Origin of the sequence: Streptomonospora nanhaiensis, assembly GCF_026642255.1 — a bacterium.
Taxonomy (GTDB): Bacteria; Actinomycetota; Actinomycetes; order Streptosporangiales; family Streptosporangiaceae; genus Nocardiopsis; species Nocardiopsis tropica.
The window spans coordinates 2185880-2208319 of sequence record NZ_CP113264.1 but is presented as its reverse complement, the minus strand read 5'-3'; the positions used below and the strand labels follow the sequence as shown (position 1 = coordinate 2208319).

The following is a 22440-nucleotide window of genomic DNA, read 5'->3' as shown; positions in this document are numbered from 1 at the left end:
CGGGACGGAGCCGTGAGTGTCTTCACGTTCGCCCTGTCGGTGGGATCAGCTGTCGGCGTTGGCCGCGGCCTCTTCGATCATGGGCACGTAGCGCTCGATGACCCAGGGGACGGTGAGCGGGTTGATGATCGAGGACGCGGTGACGAAGGAGGTGTCCTCGGCGGCGACCACGGCTCCGCTCTCGACGGCGGGGATCGCCGCGTAGAGGTCCTGCGCCTCGATCTCGGCGCGCGTCTCGTCGTCGGTGTAGAACGTGAAGAGCAGGTCGCTGTCGGCGAGCTGGTCGGCGTTCTCCAGGCCGATGATGGCGGAGTCGGTGCCCTCGGTCTCGGGGAAGGTCTCGACGACGGGGTCGACGGTCAGGCCCAGGCCGCGCACCATGGCGACGCGCTGCTCGTCGGGGAGGAAGACGCCGAGCGTGCCGGGGCCGTCGGTGTAGACGTAGGAGAAGGTGAGGTCGGCGAACTGCTCGTTGGCCGCGGCCGCCTCCTCGAACTGGGTCTCGATGTCCCCGATGAGGCCCTGCGCCTCCTCGGGCTGCCCCAGCGCCTCGCCGATGATCTCGATCTGCTGGTCCCAGTCGGTGCTCCAGGGGAGCTCGGGGTAGGCGACCGTGGGGGCGATGTCGCTCAGGATGTCGTACTGCTCCTGGGTGACGCCGGACCAGGGGGCGAGGATGACGTCGGGGGCCAGCTCGATGATCGCCTCGAAGTCGATGTCGTCGGCGCCGGCGAACTGCTCGGGCAGCTCCTCGCCGGACTCGGTGACGGCCTCGTGGATCCAGGGGAGGTACCCGGTGTCGTCGCTGCCCCACTCGTAGCTCTCGACGCCGACCGGGACGACGCCCAGGGCGATGGCGGTCTCCGCCGAGCCCTGCCCGAGGGTGACGACGCGCTCGGGCTGCTCGGGGATCTCGGCGGTGCCGAGGGCGCTCTCGATGCTGACCGGGAACGCGCCGCCCGCCGTGCCGCCGCTCTCGCCGCCGCTCCCGCCGGTGTCCTCCTCGGCGCCGCCGCAGGCCGTGAGGCCGAGGGCGAGGAGGGCGGTGAGTCCGATGCCGCTGGCGCGGTGGAAGGTGGAGGCCATGCTCACACTGCTTTCTTCGTCATGAGGGTGGCCGCGTCGTACCCGGCGGGCCCGTTCCGCGCAGGGGCTATCGGCCCCGAGGGGAAACACGGAGGACGAAACGGGAGAACCCCGACAGAACGAAGGTTAGTCTAACCTCACTTCCCACGGATTTCAAAAATTCTGAACCCGCCGGACGGACTCCGCCCCAGGTCAGGCGTCGCAGGAGCACGCCCCGGCCCGGGGTCCGGACCCCGGGCCGGCCGGCAGGAGGGTCAGGACCTCCCCAGGTGGACGCGGGCCTCCCAGGGACGCAGGGGCGCGAACAGCCCGTCCTCCTCGGGGTAGTTGCCGATCAGCCGTTCGGGATCGCGCCCGGCGACCTTGGGGTCCAGGTCCAGCGGAGCCGTGTCGGCGCCCCAGTTCACCAGTACCGTCAGCACCCGGTCGTCCAGGGTCCGGGTGTAGGCGTACACCGCGGGGTCCTCCTCCGCCAGGGGCTCGAACCGGCCGTGCACGATCACCGGGTGCTCCTTGCGCAGCGCGATCAGGCGCCGGTAGTAGTGGAACACCGAGCCCTGGTCGGCGACGGCCGCCTCCGCGTTGATCTCGACGTGGTTGGGGTTGACCCCGATCCACGGCGTACCGGTGGTGAACCCGGCGTTGGGCGAGGCGTCCCACTGCATGGGCGTGCGCGCGTTGTCCCGGCTCATCCGGGCGATGCCCGCCATGGCGGCGTCCGCGTCCACCCTGCCGCCCTCCACCGCGGCGCGGTGGTAGTTGAGGGTCTCCACGTCCCGGTAGTCGCCGATGTCGGCGAGGTGGGCGTTGGTCATCCCCAGCTCCTCGCCCTGGTAGACGTACGGCGTCCCCTTCATCATGTGCAGGGTCGTGGCCAGAGCGGTCGCCGACTCGACCCGGTACCGCTCGTCCCCGAAGCGCGACACCGCCCGGGGCTGGTCGTGGTTGTTCCAGTACAGGCTGTTCCAGCCGGTCCCGCCCAGGCCCTCCTGCCAGCGGTTGAGGGAGCGCTTGAGATCGCGCAGGTCCAGGGGGCGCGGGTCGAACTTGCCGCCGGGCCCGTGGTCGAGTTCCACGTGCTCGAACTGGAACACCATGTCGAGCTCGCGGTTGGCGGGGTCGGTGTGCACGCGGGCCTGCGCCACGTCCGCCCCGGGCATCTCGCCGACGGTGAGCACGTCCCTGCCCGCGAAGACCTCCCTGTGCATCTCGTGCAGGAACTCGTGCAGGCGGGGGCCGTTCACGGCGTACTCGGCGAAGGACCCGTGCCCGTGCTCCCCCGAGACCGGGCCGTCGGGCATCTGCCGCGTCTTGGAGACGAAGTTGATCACGTCCATGCGGAACCCGTCGGCGCCCCGGTCCAGCCACCAGCGCGCCACGTCGTGGACGGCCTCGCGCACCCGTGGGTTCTCCCAGTTCAGATCGGGCTGGCGCCGGGTGAACAGGTGCAGGTAGTACTCGCCGGTGGCCTCGTCCTGGGTCCAGGCGGGGCCGGAGAACACCGAGCCCCAGTTGTTGGGCGGCCCGCCGTCGCGCCCGGGCCTCCAGAAGTAGAAGTCGCGCTTGTCGGGGTCCCCCGCGCGGGAGGCGGTGAACCACGGGTGCTCGTCGCTGGTGTGGTTGACGACCAGGTCCATCACCAGGCGCATCCCGCGCTCGTGCAGCCCGTCGCGCAGCCGGTCCCAGTCCTCCAGGGTGCCGAACCGGGGGTGGATGTCCCGGTAGTCGCTGATGTCGTACCCGTTGTCGTCCCACGGCGAGGGGTAGACGGGTGAGAGCCACACGACGTCGACGCCCAGGAGTTTCAGGTAGTCGAGCCTGGCGATGACGCCGGGCAGGTCGCCGACCCCGTCGCCGTCGCTGTCGTGGAAGCTGCTCGGATAGATCTGGTAGACGACGCTGGACTTCCACCAGTCGGCGCTCTGCTCCAGGGGCATAGGGGTCCTCTCCTCCGCGGCCGCGTGTGAGCCAAGTTACTGGAGCGCCCCGGGTCGGGACAGTTTTCCTCGATCCTCTTCCCGATTCCCGCAAGATCCCCGCCAACTGGTCTGGACCGGTAGGGTGGCGAACCGCTCGGACGAACCGTGTCCGATCGAAGGAAAGCGGGAAATATGGGGCGCGGCGCACTGTCGGAGCAGGTCGAAGGCGCGTGGCGGGCGGGCGGCGGACGGAAGCTGTGGTCGCGGAACTTCTCCTTGTTCTTCTCCGCCCGCGTCGTGGCCAAGCTCGGCGACGGGATGCTGCCCGTCGCCCTGTCGGCCGGGCTGATCGCGCACGGACACGGGGCCGGCGGGATCGGCCTCGCGATGGCGTCCTTCTCCGCGTGCTTCGTGGCCTTCGTGGTCTTCGGCGGAGTGCTGTCCGACCGCTGGGGGGCGCGCCGGCTGATGATCGCGGCCGACCTGGTGCGCGTGGCGACCCAGGGCACGGTGGCGGTCCTCTTCCTGACCGGGCACGTGGTGCTGTGGCAGATCTGCGTGATCGGCGCCGTGAACGGGATCGCCGCAGGCGCGTTCCAGCCGGGCGTGGGCTCGGTGATCCCGCGGGTGTCCGGGGACGTGCACGGGGCGAACGCGGTCATCCGCACCGCCGAGGCCCTCGCCATGCTGCTGGGCCCGGCCGTGGCCGGGCTGCTGGTGGCCCTGTTCTCCGCCGCCGGCGTCCTGGCCGTCCACGCGGGCGCCTACGCGGTGGGGGCGGTCCTGCTGGGGCTCGTCCGACTGCCCGGGACGGTCAGACGGCGGGGCCAGGGGCCCGGTTACGCCGCCGACCTGGCGGAGGGGTGGCGCGAGTTCCGCAGCCGCACCTGGATGTGGTCGGTGATCCTGTTGTGGATGGTGCTGATGGTGAGCATGTGGGGACCTCAGGTCCCCCTGACCGCGAGTGAGATCATCACCGGCCACGGCGCCCAGGCGTTCGGACTCGTCAGTTCCGCCCTGGGCGGCGGCACGGCCCTGGGCGGCCTGGTGGCGATGCGGGTGCGGCCGCGGTTCCCCCTCCGGGCGGGCACGCTCGCGCTGTTCGGCGCCGGAGCGTTCTCCGTCAGCGTCGGGCTGGGCCTCCCGGCGTCCGCGCTGGCCCTGGGTGCGGCGGTCAGCGGCGCGATGATGGGCTTCTGGGGCGTCATGTGGAGCACCAGCGTGCAGACCCACACCCCCCGCCCGGTCCTCGGCCGGATCCACTCCTACGAGATGGCGGGCTCCCTGGCGATGATGCCCGTGGGGCAGGCCCTGGCGGGACCGGCCGCGGAGCTCTTCGGGGCGCGGCCCCTCCTGCTCGTCGGCGGGGCGGCCACCCTCGTGGTGGGCCTGGTGCTGCTCATGGTGCGCCCCGTCCGGAACCTCCGCGCCGTCCCGGCGCGGCACTGACACCGCCCGCGGCCGAGCCGGCGCCGACCGCCCCGGGCCGCCCGGGTACCACGCCTGACCTGCACAGGCCCTGATCCACCGCCGCCCCTACAGCCCCCCGTGCGTCGACGCGGTGGCCGGACCCGCCCAAATAGTCTATATTTCCTACTGCTTTAGTCGGAAGATGGCGCCGCGCACCCGCCGGCCACGACACCGCGCAACGAGAGAGGAGTCCCGATGGGCGCAGAACCGCTCCTGTCCGTCGACGGGGTCGCGATCGGGTACCCGGGCCCGGGCGGCCGCGTACCGGCGGTCGCCGGCGCCGACCTCACCGTCGGCCACGGCGAGACCGTGATGCTGATCGGCCGTTCCGGCTGCGGGAAGTCCACCGTCCTCAAGGCCGTCGCCGGCTTCCTCACCCCCTCCGCCGGGCGGATCTCCTTCCACGGCGCGGAGGTGGAGGGCCCCGCCCCGGACCGGGCCGTGGTCTTCCAGGAACTGGACCAGCTCTTCCCCTGGCGCACCGTCCTCGGCAACGTCGCCTACGCGCTGCGCGCGACCGGCACGCCGCGCGACGAGGCGCGCGCACGGGCCACGGCCCAGCTGGAGCTGATGGGGCTCGGACACGCCCTGGACCGCCACCCCCACCAGCTCTCGGGGGGCATGAAGCAGCGCGTCGCGATCGCCCGCGCGTTCGCCCTGGAGCCCCGCATGCTGCTGATGGACGAACCCTTCGGCGCCCTCGACGCCCAGACGCGCGGACGCCTCCAGGCGGAACTGGCCGGACTGGCCCGGCGCACCCGCGTGAGCATCCTCTTCGTCACCCACAGCATCGACGAGGCCGTGCTGCTCGGCGACCGGGTGGTGGTGCTGGGCGGGCGCCCCTCGTCCGTCGTGGAGACCCTCGACGTCGCCGGCCTGGACAGCCCGGACACCGAGGGGTTCACCGCGGCGCGCCGCCGCCTGCGCGCGCTGCTCTCCGACGACAGGGAGGAGGCCGGCCGTGCCGTCCTCGACTGAGACCGCGCCGCCCGCCGACGCCGGCGCAGGGGGCCGGCGGTCGGACGGCCCCTGGTCGCGGCTTCCCGTCGGCCTGCGCAGGAGCGCCCTCCTGGTGGCGCTGCTCGGGGTGTGGCAGTTGTACGTGGTCGCCGCCGGCGTCAGTCCGCTCGTCTTCGCGGGGCCCTGGGACGTGGCCGCCGCGTTCGCGGAGGGGTGGGGCGGCGGCGCCCTGGTGGGACCCACCCTCACCACCCTGCGGATCCTCGGCCTGGGGATGCTCATCGGCACGGCGCTGGCCGTCGTGCTCACCGCCCTCGCGGTCGCCACGCGCTTCGGCGACGACCTGCTGACGCTGCTCACCGCGATGGTCAACCCCCTGCCGTCGGTGGCGATCCTGCCCCTGGCCATGCTGTGGTTCGGCCTCGACGAGACCGTCCTGGTGTTCGTGGTGGCCAACGCCGTCCTGTGGCCGATGGCGGTCAACATCGGCATGGGCTTCCGCACCGTCCCGGCCACCACGCTCATGGTCGGCCGCAGCCTCGGCCTGCGCTCGTGGCGGCTGATCCGGGACGTGCACCTGCCCGCGGCCCTGCCGCACACCGTCGCCGGGGTCAGGACGGGCTGGGCGTTCGGCTGGCGCACCGTCATCGCCGCCGAGCTGGTCTTCGGGGTCGCGGGCGCGCAGGGAGGGCTCGGGTTCTTCATCAACGAGGCCCGCTTCCACCTGGACATCCCGGACGTCTTCGCGGGCCTGGTGACCATCGCGCTGATCGGGATCGCGCTGGACCTGCTGTTCACACTGCTGGAGCGGCGGACCGTCGTCCGCTGGGGCATGAAAGAGGGAGCCGCCCTGTGACCGCCATCCGTACACCACGGTCCCCCGGACGCCGCGACGTGCTCCGCGGCGGCCTCGGCCTGCTCGCGGGCGCCGCCGTCGTGGGCGCCGCGGGGTGCTCCGACGGCTCCGGGGCCTCGGACGGGTCCGGCACGGTGGCGATCGCCACCGGATACGGGCTCAGCTACGCGTCGCTGACCGTCGTCGAGGCCAGGGGGTGGCTGGCGGAGGCGCTGCCCGACCGCACCGTCGAGTGGCAGGTGCTGAGCGGGGGCTCGGCGAGCCGGGACGGCATGCTCGCGGGCAGCCTCCAGGCGGGCACCGGCGGCCTGGCGCCCTTCCTCCAGGCACGCGACAGCGGCGTCCCGTGGAAGGTCGTCACCGGCCTGAACAACATGCCGCTGTGGATGGTCACCACGGACGACCGCATCCGGAGCCTGTCCGACATCACCGGCGCCGACCGCATCTCCTCGCCCCAACCGGGCTCGATCCAGTCGATCGTGCTGGCGCACGCCGCCCGGGAGGAGTTCGGCGACCCGGACCGGTTCACCGGCAACCTGGTGGCCATGCCCCACCCCGACGCCCTCCAGGCCCTGCTCAGCGGACAGATCGCGGCGGCGGTCACCGCTCCGCCGTTCCAGTACCAGGCCGAGGCCGAGGGCGCGCGGGTGCTCCTCGACAGCTACGAGGTCCTCGGCGGTCCGCACGGCTTCAACGTGGTCACCGCCATGGAGGACTACGCGGAGGAGAACCCCGACGTCGTCGAGGCCCTGCACGCCTGCGTGGAACGCGCCAACGAGCTGATCACCGGGGACCCCGAGGCGGCCGCCCGCATCCTGTCCGAGGCCGAGAACGGGGCGGTCACGGCGGAGGAGTACCTGGAGCACCTGGGCCGGGACGGCATCGAGTACACGACCGCGCCGCAGGGCCTGGAGAGGATCGGCTCGTTCATGGCCGAGATCGGCGCCATCGGCACCGCCCCGGAGAGCTGGGGCGACCTGGTGTTCGACACCGTCGCCGCCGAGGACGGCAGCTGACGCGGGGCCCGCGCGGTTCCGCCGCCCGCCGCGCCCGGTAGCGTGTCGGAGCCCGTCCACAGGGGGCCGCGCACAGGTTGTCCCGGTCCCCGCCCGGGCATACGGCAGAGGACACGACACGAAAGGGACCCCATGTGCCTCCACGGAACCGGTGAGACCGTCCGCGCGCGGAACGGCCTGTCCGACTCCGCCCCGGCCGGCCCCCCGCCCCCGCCGCCCGGCCCCCTTCCGTGGCCCCGGGCCTTCCACCGGGTGGCCGACCTGAGCCACGTGATCTCGCCGACGATGGCCGGGTGGGACGACGTGAAACCCGTGCGGGAGACGGTCTCCGAGGCCGCCCCCGAGGGGGAGTTCGGCCTCTACGTGCAGCAGTGGACGTTCGGTGAGCACACGGGGACGCACCTGGACGCCCCCGGGCACGTGATCGGCGGCGGCCGCCTGGTCCCCGACATCCGGCCGGAGGAGCTGGTCGCGCCCGCCGCCGTCATCGACGTCAGGGCCCGCGCCGCGGAGGATCCGGACACCACGGTCACGGTGGACGACGTCCTGGCGTTCGAGCGGGCGCACGGGGAGATCCCGGCCGGGGCGGCGGTGCTGATGAACTCGGGGTGGAGCGCCCGCTGGGCGCGGGGGGACGAGGCGGTGCGCGGGGTGGCGGCCGACGGCTCGTGGCACTTCCCCGGCTTCGGCGCGGAGGCGTGCGAGTTCCTGGTCGCCCGGAGGCGGGTCGCCGGGGTGGGGGTCGACACGCTGAGCACCGACCCGGGTCGCTCCACGGACTTCGCCGCGCACGAGGTGCTCGGCCGCGCCGACCGGTGGGGGCTGGAGTCGCTGACGGGACTGGACCGGCTGCCGCCGACCGGAGCCCTGCTCAGCATCGGGGTGATGCCGGGGCTGGACGCCTCCGGCGGGCCGAGCAGGGTGCTGGCCCTGTGGTGACGACGGCCGCGGCGCGCCGCCCCCGGCGCGGCGGCGCGGCCGGGCCCACAGGGCGGTTCCTCAGCACCCCCGGGAGCGCGGCGCCCCGCGGCCGTCCGGGTGCCATTCCAGCAGCATGATGGTGGCGTCGTCGGTGAAGCTGCCGCGCTGGTGCTCGTGGATGGCGTGGATGAGGCGCCGCAGGGTCTCGGGGGCGGGCTCGTCGGCGGAGGCCGCACGGATGACGAAGTCCGCGAACTGCTCGAGGCCGAACATCCGCCCCTCGCTGTCGTGGGCCTCGGTCACGCCGTCGGTGTAGAGCAGCACCTGGTCTCCGGGTTCGAGCCGGACGCGGTGGACGGTGCGCGCCTCGGTCCCGCCCAGGACGCCGCCGAGGCCGAGGGGCACCTCCGGTTCCCGGTCCAGGGCCCCGGGCACCAGGCGGCGGTCCCGGATGAGCAGGGGCGTGGGGTGGGCGCAGTTGGCCCAGGAGAACATCCCGTCGGCCAGCTCCAGGGTGGCGAAGACACCCGTGCAGAAGCGTTCGGGAAGCCACTGGAGCAGGGCCTTCTCCACACTCGCGGTGAGCTCGGCGAGGTCGGCCCCGTTGCGCCTGGCGCTGCGGGCCCCGGCCATGGCCACCGACGCGGTCAGGCCGGAGGCCAGGTCGTGGCCCATCGCGTCGAGGATGACGGCGTGCAGGGTGTCCTTCGTGATCGAGTGGTCGAAGGCGTCGCCGCCGAGCTCGTAGGCGGGTTCGAGGACGGCGGTGGACACCCCCCGCGTGGTGCCGAGCGTGCGCGGCGGCAGGAAGGCGCGCAGCATCTCGGTGCGCAGCTGCACCGGCCGCGTGCGGGTGTGGCGGACGTAGGTGTCGCTGTAGGCGCGTTTGGAGGTGACCACCAGGGCCAGGAGGGAGGCCAGCGTCTGGCAGCGGCGCAGGGTGGGCTCGTCCAGGGACTCCGTCCTGACGTGCAGGACGCCCATGCGGTCGGCGCCGTCGCGCAGGGGGAGCCACAGGCTCAGTTCGCCGTCGCCCCCCTCGTCCAGCCGCAGCGTGTCGGAGCGGTAGGCCTCCCCCGCCTCGGTGGAGTCGACGCCGAGCGGGGGTCCGCCGGTGAGGGGGAAGAGGAGGTTCTGCTGGATGTCGACCACGTGGACGGTGACCGCCGTGAGGCCGATGGCCTGGCCGTAGCGCTCGGCCGCCTCCAGGACCTCGATCGGCCCGCAGCCGTGCACGGACCTGACCAGCTCCTCGAACAGGAGCTCGCCCTCACCGATCGGGGACCCGTCGACCATGCGCCCACCTCCCCCGCAAGTCTCACACCGGGGGGCGCGCTCGGGGCGGCACGAAGGCCGCGTGTCCCCCGGGACACGCTCCTGCCGTCCGCCCCACGGAGCGGGGACCGCCGGGGTCAGGCCGAGCGGTCGCGGCGCCGCCTGTTCTGCTCGGTGCGGATGCGCGGCACGATCGTGGGGTTCACGTTGTCGATCACCGTCTCCCGACTGATGATCACCTGCCCCACATCCTCACGCGAAGGCACCTCGTACATCACCGACAACAACACCTCCTCGATGATCGCCCGCAACCCACGCGCACCCGTCCCCCGAATAATCCCCTGCTCAGCAATCGCCTCCAAAGCCTCCGGCGTGAACTCCAACCCCACACCGTCCAACTCGAACAACCGCTGATACTGCTTCACCAACGCATTACGCGGCTCCGTCAAAATCCGGATCAACGCCCCACGATCCAGATCATCCACACTCGTGATCACCGGCAACCGACCGATGAACTCCGGAATCATCCCGAACTTCAACAGATCCTCCGGCATCACCTCACCGAACAACCCCGACTCCGCCACCTCACCCCGAGGCCGCAGAACCGCATTGAACCCCATCCCCTGCTGACCCGTCCGCGACTCGATGATCTTCTCCAGACCCGCGAACGCCCCACCACAGATGAACAACACATTCGTCGTATCGATCTGAATGAACTCCTGGTGCGGATGCTTGCGCCCACCCTGGGGCGGCACACTCGCCGTCGTCCCCTCCAAGATCTTCAACAACGCCTGCTGCACACCCTCACCCGACACATCACGCGTGATCGAGGGATTCTCACTCTTACGCGCGACCTTGTCGACCTCATCGATATAGATGATCCCCGTCTCGGCCTTCTTCACATCGTAATCAGCCGCCTGGATCAACTTGAGCAGGATGTTCTCCACATCCTCCCCCACATACCCCGCCTCCGTCAGCGCCGTCGCGTCCGCGATCGCGAACGGCACATTCAGGATCCGCGCCAACGTCTGCGCCAACAGCGTCTTCCCCGACCCCGTCGGACCCAACAGCAAGATGTTGGACTTCGCGATCTCCACGCCCTCCGACCCCGGACGCTCACCCTCCGACCGCACACGCTTGTAGTGGTTGTACACCGCCACCGACAAGGCCTTCTTCGCCTGGTCCTGACCGATCACGTACGAGTCCAGGAACTCGTAGATCTCCCGCGGCTTCGGCAACGAGTCCCACGGGGTGTCGGCGTGGAGGACGGTGTCCTCCTCCTCCATGATCTCGTTGCACAGGCCGACGCACTCGTCGCAGATGCAGATGTGGCCGGGCCCCGCGATGAGTCTGCGGACCTGGCTCTGGTCCTTGCCGCAGAACGAGCACTTGAGAAGGGGTGCGCTGGCGCCGGTGCGTGTCACTAGAAACGTTCTCCTCACGCGGGCCGTGCCCGGGTGGATCGGCGGGGAGTCCCCCTGAGCCAGATGACCGCAGCATCCGGATTCTCACGGTAACCCCTGCTGGTACAGGTCGCAAAGCCGCGCCCGCCGCCCGAGGGGGAGGGCCCGACCGGCGGGCGCCCCCGTCCCCCGGCCGGTCCCCCGCAGCGGTCGGCGCGACGGGGACACGACCGGCGGCGCGCCGCGGAGGGCGGGGGAGGGTGCACCCCGGTGCTGCCGAGCGTACCCCCGGCCGCGCCCCGTACCCGTCCTCCACAACCCCGCCTTGGTCAACCAGGATTGGCTTTACCCGCGGGCCGACTTAGGTCGACTCCTGGGGCGCCGCCCGCGCGTACCGGCGGAGGGCCGGACGGCGGGCCCTGGCACGCCTCCGCCAGGCCGGACCGCCACCGGTCCGGCGCGCCACGGCGTCAGGTCACCTCCGGGACCTGTCGCCTCCGCGGGCACGGGCGAAGGAGCCGGCGGCGTGGCCGGCGCCGCGGTCGTCGGAGCGTGCCACCACACGGCCGCCCACCACGCGGACCGCGGTCTCGGTGGTGTCCTCCACCGAGGCGACCCCGGCCGCCGCGGCGATCGCGCCGGCGTCGTCGAACACCACACGCAGACGGGGCCAGGCCTCCTCGGGGAAGGCCTGGCGCAGGCACCCGCACAGGTCGGCGACGGCGAGCCTGGCCAGGGGCGCCAGCTCGGCGGGATCGGCGGTGACCACCACGGCCGTGACCGCCGCGTCGCCGGGGGCCGCGCGCAGCGCCTCCTCGACGGCTCCGAGCCGGTGCAGCCCCAGGACGGCCACCACGCCGTCGTCGGCGAGGGAGACGGTCCGGCGCCGGACGGCGTCGAACCCCTCCGGAGGCGCCCAGCCCTCGTCCACGGGGGTGGCGGGCGGGATGTGCGCGACGTGGGGGAGCGGCCAGACGTCGTCCGGGTTCAGGCCGGCGAGCCGCTCACAGGCGCGGACGACGTTGAACGGGTCGACGAAACCGGGGGCGGCGGCGGCCGTCTGCCCGGCGCCGTAGAGGGTCGTGAGCACGGTCTCGGCGACGCGCACCCGGCGTCCCCCGGGCTCCGCCGGCGGTTCCAGGGCCTCCAGGGACAGGCCGAGCAGGACCGCGTCCAGCCGCATCAGCTGGGCGAACGCGCGCCGGGTCGGCTCGTCGGACAGGATCTCGGGGGTGAGCCCGGCCGCGGTCCGCAGGGACTCGTCGGAGTCGGAGAGGGGGAACCGGGAGACCCAGGCGCGGGCGAGCGCGCCCAGGGCCGTGGCGGCCGTGGTCCCGGGCCCGGTCCGGGGCGTCGGCGAGGCACGCTCGGCGGTCTCGGCCAGGACCGAGAAGTACAGGGCCCGTTTGCCGGGGAAGTTGGAGTAGACCGCCCCCCTGGTGAGTTCGGCGCGGTCGGCGATGCGGTCGACCTTGGCGTCGCGGAACCCGTGTTCGGCGAACTCGTCCCTCGCGGCGGCCAGTACACGTGCGCGGTTGCGGGCCTGCTGTTCCGCCCTGTTGAGCCGGGCCATCGTTCTCCTCGCTTCGGCGTCACCCCATCCTACTTCGAGATGCCCCCGACACTCGGATACCAACGACACCCGCATGTCAGGGACATTCGAGCGGGGAGGGGCGTACGCACCGGGGGCGGCGCCCGCGCGGCCCCTCACCCTCACCGGCGCCTCCCCGGGGGGAGGGCGCGGCCGACCGGTCACGGAGCCCTCCCACGGGGCGGTGGGGCGCCCCGGCGGGAGCGGCGACGCGAAGTGTGCAGCGGACCATGGCGCGGGATTCAGCCCGCGTACCCCGCACGGTCACGGGAACGGGGCAGCATGGCCGACCACCGGCCGGGCCGCGCCCGCCGGGACCGCTCCCTCCCCTCCCGCGAAAGCGAGCACCGTTCCCGTGTCCCCACTCGCCTCCCGCGCCGGGACCGGGGCCGGGACCGCCCCGCGCACCGGCGGCGCCGACGGCGGCGGCCACCGCCCCGAGATCGACGGGCTGCGGGCCGTCGCCGTGCTGCTGGTCGCCGTCTACCACATCTGGCTGGGCCGGGTCTCCGGCGGCGTCGACGTCTTCCTGATGCTCAGCGGGTTCCTCGTCACGGGGTCCCTGCTGCGAGCGGCCGACCGCGGCGGGATCCGGTTCGGGGCCTTCCTCGGACGGCTGGCCGCCCGGCTGCTGCCCACGGCGGCCCTGGTCATCGCGGCCGTGCTGCTGTGCACACGGTTCCTGCTGCCCGAGCCCCGCTGGCGGGACGTCCTGGGCGAGGCGTTCGCCTCCGCGTTCCACCACCTCAACTGGTCCCTGGCCCTGGACTCGGTGGACTACCTGTCGCGGGGCGACGGGACCAGCCCCCTCCAGCACTTCTGGTCCCTGTCCGTCCAGGGGCAGTTCTACGTGCTGTGGCCGCTGCTCGTCGCCGCGGCGGTGTGGGCGGCGGGGCGCGCCGGGCGCGGTCCGCGCGCGGGCGCCCTCGTCGCGCTGGCCTCCGTGTTCGCGCTCTCCCTGGCCTACTCGGTGTACGCCACCCGCGCCGACCAGCCCTGGGCCTACTTCGACACCGGGGCGCGGCTGTGGGAGTTCGCCCTCGGCGGCCTCCTCGCCCTGGCGCTCCCCCACCTGCGCCTGCCCCTGGCGGTGCGGGTCGTGCTGGGGTGGGCCGGGCTGGCGGCGCTGGTCCTGTGCGGCGTCCTGCTCCAGGTGTCCACGGTCTTCCCCGGCCTCGCTGCCCTGTGGCCGACGCTGGCCGCCGCGGCGGTCGTGGCGGCGGGCGCGACCGGCGCCGGGCCGGGCGCCGACCGGCTGCTGACCCTCCGCCCCGTGCGCTACCTCGGTTCGGTGTCGTACGCGCTGTACCTGTGGCACTGGCCGCTGCTGGTGTTCTACCTGGCCGCCACCGACCGCACCCTGGCGAGCCCGGTGGGCGGGGCGGCGGTGCTGGCCGCGTCGCTGGTGCTGGCCGCGGCGACCACCCCGGTCGCCGACCGGCTGGCCGCGCTCGGAAGGCGGCCGGGCGCCCCCGGCTCCGCGGCGGCCCCCCGCCGGGGCGGGGCCGCGCGGGCCGCCCTGCGGGGGCCGGCTCTGCGCGGAGCGGCGGTGGGCCTGGCCTGCCTGCTCCCGGTGCTGCTCGCGGCCGGGGCCTGGTCGGCCCGGCTGGACGCCGACCAGCGCCGGTGGGAGGAGCTGTTGGCGGACGGCCGCAGCTACCCCGGCGCGGCGGTGCTGGCGGACGGGGGAGGCGCCGGCCGGGCCGCGGACCTCCCGGTCTACCCGAGCCCCGCGTCGGCCTCCGAGGACGTGCCCGCCACCTACGGGGACGGCTGCAACCAGACCATCGCGGACGCCGAGGTCATCACCTGCGTCTACGGCTCGGAGTCCCCGGAGCGCACGGTGGCGCTGGTCGGCGGCTCCCACGCCGCGCACTGGTTCCCGGCGCTGGAGCGGGTGGCGCTCGACCACGACTGGCGGCTGGTCAACATCGTCAAGGGCTCGTGCCTGTTCACCGACGCCCCGCAGACCTACAAGGGAGCCCCCTACACCTCCTGCGCGGAGTGGAACCGCGGCGTGATGGCCGAACTCGCCGCGCTGGAGCCCGACGCGGTGTTCACCACCGGCACCACGACCAGCCTGGACGCCTCCGCCGGGTTCGGGGAGGAGCAGGTCGTGGACGGCTACGTGGAGCGGTGGAGGGAGCTGGAGGAGCTGGGCGTGGAGGTGGTCGCCGTGCGGGACACCCCCCGGTTCGGCTTCGACGTCCCCGAGTGCCTCGCCTCGTCCACGCCGGAGGAGTGCTCGGTGGAGCCGGGGACGTCGATGGCCGCGACCTCGCCCCTGGAGGGGGTGCGGCTCCCGGACAACGTGACCGTGCTCGACCTCAACGACCTGATCTGCGAACCCGCGGTGTGCCGTCCGGTCGTCGGCAACGTGCTCGTGTACTGGGACGGCAGCCACATCGGCGCGACGTTCATGCGCACCCTCGCACCGGCGCTGGACGAGCGCCTCACCGCGGCGACCGGCTGGTAGGCCCTGCGGCGGCGCCCCGCCGGAGGGCCCGGGTCCGCGCGGGGGCCGGGGCGCTACGTCGCCCGGGAGCGCTCCCCGGGTGCGCCGTCCGCGGGCCCGGGGCCGGGCGGGGGCCGGGGCGCTACGTCGCCCGGGAGCGCTCCCCGGGTGCGCCGTCCGCGGGCCCGGGGCCGGGCGCACCGCCCTCCCCCTCCGCCGGAGCGGCTCCGTGCCCGGCGCCGATGAGGTGGAGCAGATCGTGCACGGTGCGGTCGGTGAGCGTGTAGCGCACCGTGCGCCCCTCCCGCTCGTCGCGCACCCAGCCCTGGAGCCTCAGGGTCCGCAGCGCCTGGGAGGCGGTGGCGTCGCTGATCCCGGCCGCGGCGGCGAGCTCCCCCACCGAGGCCGTCCCGGGGCCGGCCTGGTGCATCGCGGTCAGCAGCCGCAGGCGGGTCGGGTCGCCGAGCAGGCGGAACCGGTCCGCCCAGGCGCCGATGTCGAGCTGGGAGTTCGGGTCGAGCCGATCACCGGAAGAAGTCATCGGGGCCATCATCGCAGAGCCGGGGCACTGGTGACGATCGTCTCCACGTCCGCGTTCCGGCCCCGCATCGCCGTGGTGACAGGGGAAGGAGGATCCCGGGGCGGTCCGGTGCGCCCGGTCCGGGCGCCGCGCGCGAAATCGGGACCTTATCATCTGATCAGATGGTCAGATATTGGCCGTCGTTCGTGAGAACCGCCCCACAGGAAGCTCTGAATGACACGACCCGTCCCCACACGCACCCTCCTCACCGGCACCGCACTCGTCGCCGCGCTCGCGCTCACCTCCTGCGCGGGACCGCCGGCGGCCGGACCGTCCGGCTCCCCCACCCGCATCGTCCTCGCCGACGCCCAGCCCCTGGGCGGCTACGACCCCGTCGACGGATACGGCGAACTCGGCGTCTCCCCAGTCTTCGAGGGCCTGCTGCGGCCCGAGTCCACCGGGGACGACCGGCTGCCCGACCTCGCACCGGCCCTCGCCGCCGCCCCTCCCGAACCCAACGGGGACTCCACGGTCTGGGACGTGGAGCTGCGCACCGACGTCGTCTTCTCCGACGGGTCCGCCCTCGACGCGGACGACGTCGTGGCGACCTACTCCGCCGTGCTCGACCCCGCCACGGCCTCCGAGATCGCCGCCTCCTACTCGATGATCGAGTCGGTCACCGCGACCGGCGACCACAGCGTGCGCTTCACCCTGCACCACCCCTACTACGCCTTCCCCGCGCGGATGTCGCTGGGCATCACGCCCGAGGAGGAGATCACCCCCGGCCCGGCCGCGGACTCCGGGCGCAACCGCCGCCCCGTCGGAACGGGACCCTACGTCCTGGCCGAACTCGACGCCGAACAGGCCGTGTTCGAGGCCAACCCGCACTACCACGGCACCGCGCCGCAGGTCACCGAACTGGTCACCCTGTACCTCCCCGACGACAACACCCGCGCCCAGCGGATGCGCGCGGGGGGCGTCGACGGCACCGTGCTGCCCCCGACCGCGGCCGCGACCTTCGCCGGCGCCGACGGCGTCGACGTCCTGTCGGTACGCACCGCGGACTGGCGGGGGCTGTCCCTCCCGGCGGAGAACGCCTTCGCCTCCGACGGGGCCGCCCGGCTCGCCATGAACCTGGCCGTGGACCGCGACGGGATCATCGAGCACGTCCTCGCCGGCCACGGCCGCCCCGCCCACACCCCGGTGGCCGAGGTCTACGGCGAGGCCCACGAGCCCGAGGCCGTCTTCGACCACGACCCCGACGAGGCCGCCCGCCTGCTGGACGGGGCCGGCTGGCGAGAGGGGCCGGACGGCATCCGCGAGCGCGACGGCGACCGGGCCGCGTTCACCCTGTACTACCTCGCCTCCGACAGCCTGCGCCGCGACCTGGCCACGGCGTTCGCCGCCGAGATGCTGCCCCTGGGGATCGAGGTCGACGTCCGCGGCGGCACCTGGGACGACATGGGTTCGCACACCGCCGACGCCGCGATCCTGCTGGGCGGCGGGGACAAGCCCTACGACCTGGACACCCAGGTGTACGCCACCCTGCACACGCGCGAGGAGGGCACGCCCACGTTCGAGAACCCCGGCGACCTCGCCGTCCCGGGGGTGGACGAGGCCCTGGAGGACGCCCGGCGCAGCCCGGACGCCGCCGAGCGCGCCGAGCTCTACCGCGAGGTGCAGAGGGCCTACGTCGAGCACCCCACCTACGTGTTCCTCGCCTTCGCGGACCACACCTACGTCTCCGCCGAGAACGACTGGGACAGCGGACCGCTGGTGCTCGAACCCCATGCCCACGGCGTCTCCTGGGGCCCGTGGTGGAACCTCGCCGGATGGCGGCGGTGACCGCCGGACCCACCGCCCGCGGCGCCGCCCGCCCGCGTCGCACCCTGTGGCGGGACCGCCGCCGCGCCCTGGGCGGCCTGGCCCTGCACCGCGCCGTCGTCGGCGTTCCGATGCTGGCGGGGCTGAGCGGCCTGGTGTTCCTCCTCGCGGACCGGTCCCCCTTCGACCCGCTCGCCGCCCACCTGGGCGCGCGCTACCAGCAGGTCTCCGCCGAACAGCGGGAGTCGCTGAGCGGCGCCCTGGGGTTCGACGCCCCGTGGTGGCAGGCCTGGTGGGCCTGGGTCGGCGACCTGCTCCGCGGGGACCTCGGCTGGTCCCGCGTGTACGCCATGCCGGTGTCCGAGGTGTTCGCCGAACGCCTTCCGTGGACGCTCCTGCTGTCCGGCACGGCACTGGCGGGGGCCGTCCTCGCCGCGCTGCTGCTGGGCACGGCGGCGGGGCTCGCCCCGGGCGGCGCCCTGGACCGCGCGGTCACCCGCACGGGCGTCCTGGTGCAGGCGGTGCCCCCGTTCGTGCTCGCCCTGGGCTCGGTCACCGTGTTCGCGGTGCTCCTGCGCTGGGCCCCCGTGGCCGGCGCGGCCGAGCCGGGCGAGCCCCACACCGCCGCCGGGGTGGCGCGCCACCTGGTGCTCCCGGCGGTGACCCTGGCCCTCACGCAGCTGCCCTGGGCCCTGCTGGCGGTGCGCACCGCCGTGGCGCGGGCCACGGGTTCCGAAGCCGTGCGGGCCGCACGGGCACGCGGGCTGACCCCGGCGCGGGTGGTCGCCGCGCACGTCCTCCCGGTCTCCCTCGCACCCCTGGCCACCATCGTGGGAGCCCGGCTCCCCGAGCTGGTGGTGGGGGCGGTGCTGGTCGAGGAGGTCTTCGCCTGGCCCGGGCTCGCGGGAGCCGTGGTGGGATCGGCGCAGGCGCTCGACTTCCCGCTGCTGGCCGCGCTCACCGTGGCCACCACCGCCGTCGTGCTGGTCGGATCCCTCCTCGCCGACGCCGCCTACCTGCTCCTGGACCCGAGGGTGGGGACCGATGCCTGAACCGGCGACACGTCCCGCGCGGATCGGGCGGGCGGTGTCCGGGCGGGTCCTGCCCGTGGCGGCACTGGCCGCGCTGGTGGTCTACGCCGTCGCCGTCCCGTGGTGGGCGGGGCCCCAGACCGCGGACTTCTCCCAGGCCCTCCGGGGGCCCGGCCCGGCCCACTGGTTCGGGACCGACCACTCCGGGCACGACCTGTTCGTCCGGGCCGCCGAGGGGTTGCGCGTCTCCCTGGCGATCGCCCTGGCCTGCGCCGTCACCGCCACCGTCCTCGGTGTCGCCGTGGGGGCCGCCGCGGCGTCCGCGGGCGGGCGGGTCGACATGCTGCTCATGCGCGTCACCGACGGCGTCAACGCCCTGCCGCACCTGCTGCTCGGCGTGGTGGTCGTGGCCCTGTACCCGGGGTCGCCGTGGGCGGTCATCGCCTCGATATCCCTCACCCACTGGCCGCAGGTCGCGCGCATCGTACGCGCGGAGATGCTCTCCGTGCGCTCGGCCGAGTACGTGGAGGCGGCCTACCTGTGGGGCTCCACCCGACGCGCGGTCCTGCTCCGCCACCTGCTTCCGGCGGCGCTGCCACAGGCCGCGGTGGGCCTGGTGATGCTCCTTCCGCACGCCGTCTGGCACGAGTCCACCCTCAGCTTCCTCGGTCTCGGGCTCCCGCCGGACGAGGCCAGCCTGGGCACGCTGCTCGAAGTGGCCCGGGGTGACGTGTTCACCGGGGCCTGGTGGACCCTGGCCGCCCCGGCCGGGGTGCTCGTGGCCACCACGCTCGCCACGGCCGGGTCGAGCGGCGTCCTGGGTCCGGGCCCCCGCCGGGCGCGGGGGCCGGGGGTCCGGCGCGGTACCGCCGCCGTGCCCGGGACGGCGGCGCCCGGCGCGATCGCGCGGGACGTGCCCGCCGCGGAGTCCCCCGAGCCCGCGGTGCGCGTGCGCGGACTGACGCTGCGGCTCCCGACGGACGACGGCCGGCTGGTGCACGCCGCCACCGGCGTCGACCTCGACCTGCACGCTGGGCGGTTGACCGCGCTGGTCGGGGAGTCCGGGTGCGGGAAGTCCACGCTCGCCTCGGCCCTGTGCGGACTCCTTCCGCAGGGAACCCGGTCGGCGGGCAGCGTGCGGATCGCCGGCCGGGAGGTCCCCGCCGCCGACGAGCGTGCCTGGCGGGGCCTGCACGGAAGGGTGGTCGGCCTCGCCGGACAGGCCGGGGCCGCGACGTTCACACCGGTCCGCAGGCTCGGCCCGCAGCTCGCGGAGGTCGCGGCCTCGCTCGGCGCCCCGACGCCGGTGCCGGAACTGCTGGCGCGCGTGGGGCTGGAGGGGTCCGCGGCGGACAAGTACCCCCACGAGCTCTCCGGCGGGATGGCCGCGAGAGCGGTGCTGGCCGCCGCGCTCGCCGGGGACCCGGCGGTGCTCGTGGCCGACGAACCCACCGCGGGACTCGACCCGGACCTCGCCGGGCAGGTCCTGCGCCTGCTGCGCGGCGCGGCCGACCGGGGTACCGCGGTGCTCGTCATCACCCACGACCTCCAGGCCCTCGACACCGCGGGCGCCGCCGACGCGGTGGCGGTGATGTACGCCGGGCGGATCGTCGAGCACGGACCGGCGGAGCGCGTGCTGACCGCCCCGGAGCACCCCTACACCGGGGCGCTCCTGGCGGCTCTCCCCGGCCGGGGCCTGCGGCCGCTGCCGGGCCTGCCGCCCGAACTGACCGACCCGCCCGGGGAGGGGTCGTTCGCCGAACGATGGGGAGGAACAGATGTCGCTGGTCGCTGAGGGCGTCACCTGCCGCTACGGGCAGCAGACGGTCCTCGACGGGGTGGACCTCACCGTCGAACCGGGCCGCGTCCTGGGGCTGACCGGGCCCTCGGGGAGCGGGAAGTCCTCCCTCGCCCGGATCCTGACGGGGCTGCGCTCCCCCGACTCCGGAACGGTGCTGGCCGACGGCCGGCCGGTGGCCGCACGCCGGGGCAGGATGAGCGGGGACCTGGGGCTGCTGCACCAGTCCCCGCGGGCGGCCACCGACCCCCGGATGCGGCTGCGCGGGATCATCGCCCAGCCGCTCACCGCACGGGCGCGGGGAACCGGCCCCGGGGCCCGGGGGGCCGGGCGGAAGGCCGACGAGGCCCGCCGCGTGGCGGAGCTGGCCCGGCGGGTGGGCCTGACCGGGGACCTGCTCGACCGCCGCCCCGACCAGGTGTCCGCCGGACAGCTCCAGCGGGCGTGCGTGGCCAGGGCGCTGGCCGCCGCGCCCCGCTACCTGGTCTGCGACGAGCCGACCGCCATGCTCGACGCCGCCTCCACCGCCACCGTCGCGCACCTGCTGACCTCGCTCGCCGAGGACGGTGTGGGGATCCTCGCGATCAGCCACGACCACGCGCTGCTGGCCGCCTGGGCCCACGACGTGGTGGACCTGTCGAGGCTGGGGGCCCCGCACACCGGCCACCCGGCCGGCCGGCGCGCCTCCCCGTAGGCTCCGCCCGCCACGGGCCCGGGCGGGACCGGAGGCCCGCAGGGGTACGGCGGCGGAAGAGGGGAGCCGGCGCGGCCGGGCGGCGAGGGGCCGGACGGGGAGCGACTCCCCGTCCGGCCCCTCGCCGTGTCAGACGGCGTCCTCGTAGCCCGCCGGATCGGCGAACCCGGCCCTCCAGCGCTCCCAGGAGCCGGCGACGGCGGCCTCCGCCTCGTGGGCGTGGGCGGCCACCGAGCGCGCCAGGGCCCCCGGCCCGTGGAGCAGCGTCTCCTGGACCCCCACCGCCTGCCCGGGCCGGGCCCCGAGCAGGAACGCGGTGGTCAGCACCCGGTTCCCGCCCAGGACCCCCGGGGCCCCGGCCAGGACCGGGTCGCGCAGGTCCAGGTCCTCCACCAGCAGGGGGCGGCCGTCGGCCGCGACCCTCGTCGTCGACCGCAGGGGGCCTCCGCCGGTCTCGTAGCTGCGGCCCAGCACCAGGGTCTCGTGCACCAGGGCCCGGGCGCCGCCGGACAGCTCGATCCGGGTGCGGCGGGTGACGTCCGCACCCGCCGTCACCACGAACGGCGCTCCCCGCCACACCAGGCACCCGCCGTCGGCGACCCGGACGTCCGCCTGCCAGCTCGCGGCGCCGCCGCGGGCGTCGTAGGCGACGATCCCGGACGGCTCCACCAGCTCCAGCCACACCCCGGGGCCCACCGTGACCTCCATACGCAGGTCGTCCCCGGCCAGCAGCAGCGCGTAGGCGCCGACGAGCGCCACCCGCGCGGCGGCGCCGCGCACGCCCAGGGGCCGAGGGCTCAGGTACGTGCCGCCGGACAGGTCGCTCAGGCGCACCCGTCCGCCGACCCGTTCCGCGGTCACCCTGGCCGGTACCGTCCCACTCACGGGCGCCCGCTCACGCGTGCTCGTGGACGTCCCCCGCGCCCCCGTGGGCGTGGGTGGTGCCGTCGGCGTGCGTGTGCGGGGCCATCGGCCCCGGGTCCCGCGGCACGTGGACGCCGGACCGGTGGTCGGCCAGGACCTGGCGCACCCATCCGGCCAGCGCTCCGAGCGAGGCCCTGTCGTGCTGGCTCAGTGCCAGCACGGGCAGCCCGTCCCTGGCACGGGTGGCGTCGGCCACCATCTGAGCGGCGTCGACCCCCACGTGCGGGGCGAGGTCGGTCTTGTTGACGACGAGCAGGTCGGCGCGTTCGATCCCCGGCCCGCCCTTGCGGGCCACGTCCCCGCCCCCGGCCACGTCGAGGCAGAAGATCTGCGCGTCGGCCAGCGCGGGGCTGAACGTGGCGGTCAGGTTGTCCCCGCCGCTCTCCACGACGACCAGGTCCAGGGGGGCGAACTCCGCCTCCAGGTCCTCGACGGCGATCAGGTTGGGCGTGACGTCGTCGCGGATCGCGGTGTGGGGGCACGCCCCGGTCTCCACGGCGTGGATCCGCTCCACGGGCAGGACGCCGGCGGCCCTCAGCAGCCTGGCGTCCTCGTCGGTGTAGATGTCGTTGGTGACCACCGCCATGCTCAGCTCGGCGGCGAGTTCGCGGCACAGGGACGCGATCAGGGTGCTCTTGCCGGTGCCGACGGGTCCGGCCACGCCCAGGCGCATCGCGCGCCGGGGTGCGGGGGACGC

18 protein-coding genes are annotated in these 22440 nt (G+C 74.4%); 10 read left to right on the top strand and 8 right to left on the bottom strand.

Translation table 11 applies throughout. From position 1 onward, the window contains the following. Positions 1-45: 45 nt before the first annotated feature. Positions 46-1086: an iron-siderophore ABC transporter substrate-binding protein gene (locus OUQ99_RS09660; RefSeq protein ID WP_267950326.1), complete on the bottom strand. Its 1041-nt coding sequence runs from the start codon at positions 1084-1086 to the stop codon at positions 46-48. Positions 1087-1340: 254 nt separating this feature from the next. Continuing rightward, entirely contained in the window at positions 1341-3023 is a 1683-nt protein-coding gene (locus tag OUQ99_RS09655) for a glycoside hydrolase family 13 protein (protein ID WP_267949084.1), read from the bottom strand. A 174-nt stretch (positions 3024-3197) separates the two neighbouring features. Between OUQ99_RS09655 and OUQ99_RS09650 the strand changes: the two genes are divergently transcribed. The 5 genes from OUQ99_RS09650 (at position 3198) to OUQ99_RS09630 (ending at position 8246) form a co-directional block, all read left to right on the top strand. Continuing rightward, positions 3198-4454 carry an MFS transporter gene (locus tag OUQ99_RS09650; RefSeq protein WP_267949083.1) on the top strand — a complete coding sequence of 419 codons (1257 nt, stop codon included), beginning with the start codon at positions 3198-3200 and terminating at the stop codon, positions 4452-4454. Between the two features lie 216 nt (positions 4455-4670). Next, the gene (locus tag OUQ99_RS09645) at positions 4671-5453 is read left to right on the top strand and encodes an ABC transporter ATP-binding protein (RefSeq protein ID WP_267949082.1); all 783 of its coding nucleotides are present in this window, start codon (positions 4671-4673) and stop codon (positions 5451-5453) included. Beyond that, positions 5437-6291 carry an ABC transporter permease gene (locus tag OUQ99_RS09640; protein ID WP_267949081.1) on the top strand — a complete coding sequence of 285 codons (855 nt, stop codon included), beginning with the start codon at positions 5437-5439 and terminating at the stop codon, positions 6289-6291. Before OUQ99_RS09645 ends, OUQ99_RS09640 begins: the two co-directional genes overlap by 17 nt. After that, a complete protein-coding gene (locus OUQ99_RS09635) occupies positions 6288-7307 on the top strand; it encodes an ABC transporter substrate-binding protein (RefSeq protein WP_267949080.1) in 1020 nt (339 codons plus the stop codon). The genes OUQ99_RS09640 and OUQ99_RS09635 overlap by 4 nt, the downstream gene beginning before the upstream one ends. A gap of 132 nt (positions 7308-7439) precedes the next feature. After that, positions 7440-8246 carry a cyclase family protein gene (locus OUQ99_RS09630; protein ID WP_267949079.1) on the top strand — a complete coding sequence of 269 codons (807 nt, stop codon included), beginning with the start codon at positions 7440-7442 and terminating at the stop codon, positions 8244-8246. Positions 8247-8306: 60 nt separating this feature from the next. On the opposite strand, the gene OUQ99_RS09625 is transcribed toward OUQ99_RS09630, so the two are convergent. The 3 genes from OUQ99_RS09625 to OUQ99_RS09615 form a co-directional block, all read right to left on the bottom strand. After that, entirely contained in the window at positions 8307-9524 is a 1218-nt protein-coding gene (locus OUQ99_RS09625) for a PP2C family protein-serine/threonine phosphatase (protein ID WP_267949078.1), read from the bottom strand. A 116-nt stretch (positions 9525-9640) separates the two neighbouring features. Then, a complete protein-coding gene (clpX, locus tag OUQ99_RS09620) occupies positions 9641-10927 on the bottom strand; it encodes an ATP-dependent Clp protease ATP-binding subunit ClpX (protein WP_267949077.1) in 1287 nt (428 codons plus the stop codon). A gap of 454 nt (positions 10928-11381) precedes the next feature. After that, on the bottom strand, positions 11382-12479 hold the full coding sequence (locus OUQ99_RS09615; RefSeq protein WP_267949076.1) for a TetR/AcrR family transcriptional regulator: 1098 nt from the start codon (positions 12477-12479) through the stop codon (positions 11382-11384). Between the two features lie 373 nt (positions 12480-12852). On the opposite strand from OUQ99_RS09615, the gene OUQ99_RS09610 reads away from it, so the two are divergent. Then, positions 12853-14973, top strand: coding sequence for an acyltransferase family protein (locus OUQ99_RS09610; protein WP_431061495.1), 2121 nt, complete (start codon positions 12853-12855; stop codon positions 14971-14973). Between the two features lie 121 nt (positions 14974-15094). Here the strand turns inward: OUQ99_RS09610 and OUQ99_RS09605 are convergent, their stop codons facing one another. After that, the gene (locus OUQ99_RS09605; protein WP_267949075.1) at positions 15095-15493 is read right to left on the bottom strand and encodes an ArsR/SmtB family transcription factor; all 399 of its coding nucleotides are present in this window, start codon (positions 15491-15493) and stop codon (positions 15095-15097) included. Between the two features lie 213 nt (positions 15494-15706). On the opposite strand from OUQ99_RS09605, the gene OUQ99_RS09600 reads away from it, so the two are divergent. From OUQ99_RS09600 to OUQ99_RS09585, 4 genes are read left to right on the top strand one after another with little or no spacing between them, the layout of a single operon-like run. Next, positions 15707-17317 (top strand): ABC transporter substrate-binding protein, encoded by a 1611-nt coding sequence (locus OUQ99_RS09600; RefSeq protein WP_267949074.1) that lies wholly within the window; start codon positions 15707-15709, stop codon positions 17315-17317. Next, positions 17305-18348: an ABC transporter permease gene (locus tag OUQ99_RS09595; RefSeq protein WP_267949073.1), complete on the top strand. Its 1044-nt coding sequence runs from the start codon at positions 17305-17307 to the stop codon at positions 18346-18348. Before OUQ99_RS09600 ends, OUQ99_RS09595 begins: the two co-directional genes overlap by 13 nt. Then, positions 18341-20122 carry a dipeptide/oligopeptide/nickel ABC transporter permease/ATP-binding protein gene (locus tag OUQ99_RS09590; RefSeq protein WP_267949072.1) on the top strand — a complete coding sequence of 594 codons (1782 nt, stop codon included), beginning with the start codon at positions 18341-18343 and terminating at the stop codon, positions 20120-20122. Before OUQ99_RS09595 ends, OUQ99_RS09590 begins: the two co-directional genes overlap by 8 nt. Further along, positions 20106-20819: an ABC transporter ATP-binding protein gene (locus tag OUQ99_RS09585; RefSeq protein WP_267949071.1), complete on the top strand. Its 714-nt coding sequence runs from the start codon at positions 20106-20108 to the stop codon at positions 20817-20819. Before OUQ99_RS09590 ends, OUQ99_RS09585 begins: the two co-directional genes overlap by 17 nt. A 129-nt stretch (positions 20820-20948) precedes the next feature. Here OUQ99_RS09585 and OUQ99_RS09580 read toward each other — a convergent pair whose 3' ends face one another. Further along, on the bottom strand, positions 20949-21680 hold the full coding sequence (locus tag OUQ99_RS09580) for an urease accessory protein UreD (RefSeq protein ID WP_267949070.1): 732 nt from the start codon (positions 21678-21680) through the stop codon (positions 20949-20951). A 34-nt stretch (positions 21681-21714) separates the two neighbouring features. Beyond that, positions 21715-22416, bottom strand: coding sequence for an urease accessory protein UreG (ureG, locus tag OUQ99_RS09575; RefSeq protein ID WP_267950324.1), 702 nt, complete (start codon positions 22414-22416; stop codon positions 21715-21717). Positions 22417-22440 lie beyond the last annotated feature (24 nt).

What these genes read in the sequence shown, in the direction of transcription:
- OUQ99_RS09660 (WP_267950326.1), bottom strand. Translation starts at nt 1,086, where the DNA reads ATGGCCTCCACCTTCCACCGCGCCAGCGGCATCGGACTCACCGCCCTC.
- OUQ99_RS09655 (WP_267949084.1), bottom strand. Translation starts at nt 3,023, where the DNA reads ATGCCCCTGGAGCAGAGCGCCGACTGGTGGAAGTCCAGCGTCGTCTAC.
- OUQ99_RS09650 (WP_267949083.1), top strand. Translation starts at nt 3,198, where the DNA reads ATGGGGCGCGGCGCACTGTCGGAGCAGGTCGAAGGCGCGTGGCGGGCG.
- OUQ99_RS09645 (WP_267949082.1), top strand. Translation starts at nt 4,671, where the DNA reads ATGGGCGCAGAACCGCTCCTGTCCGTCGACGGGGTCGCGATCGGGTAC.
- OUQ99_RS09630 (WP_267949079.1), top strand. Translation starts at nt 7,440, where the DNA reads ATGTGCCTCCACGGAACCGGTGAGACCGTCCGCGCGCGGAACGGCCTG.
- OUQ99_RS09625 (WP_267949078.1), bottom strand. Translation starts at nt 9,524, where the DNA reads ATGGTCGACGGGTCCCCGATCGGTGAGGGCGAGCTCCTGTTCGAGGAG.
- OUQ99_RS09615 (WP_267949076.1), bottom strand. Translation starts at nt 12,479, where the DNA reads ATGGCCCGGCTCAACAGGGCGGAACAGCAGGCCCGCAACCGCGCACGT.
- OUQ99_RS09605 (WP_267949075.1), bottom strand. Translation starts at nt 15,493, where the DNA reads ATGACTTCTTCCGGTGATCGGCTCGACCCGAACTCCCAGCTCGACATC.
- OUQ99_RS09600 (WP_267949074.1), top strand. Translation starts at nt 15,707, where the DNA reads ATGACACGACCCGTCCCCACACGCACCCTCCTCACCGGCACCGCACTC.
- OUQ99_RS09595 (WP_267949073.1), top strand. Translation starts at nt 17,305, where the DNA reads ATGGCGGCGGTGACCGCCGGACCCACCGCCCGCGGCGCCGCCCGCCCG.
- OUQ99_RS09590 (WP_267949072.1), top strand. Translation starts at nt 18,341, where the DNA reads ATGCCTGAACCGGCGACACGTCCCGCGCGGATCGGGCGGGCGGTGTCC.
- OUQ99_RS09585 (WP_267949071.1), top strand. Translation starts at nt 20,106, where the DNA reads ATGTCGCTGGTCGCTGAGGGCGTCACCTGCCGCTACGGGCAGCAGACG.
- ureG (WP_267950324.1), bottom strand. Translation starts at nt 22,416, where the DNA reads ATGCGCCTGGGCGTGGCCGGACCCGTCGGCACCGGCAAGAGCACCCTG.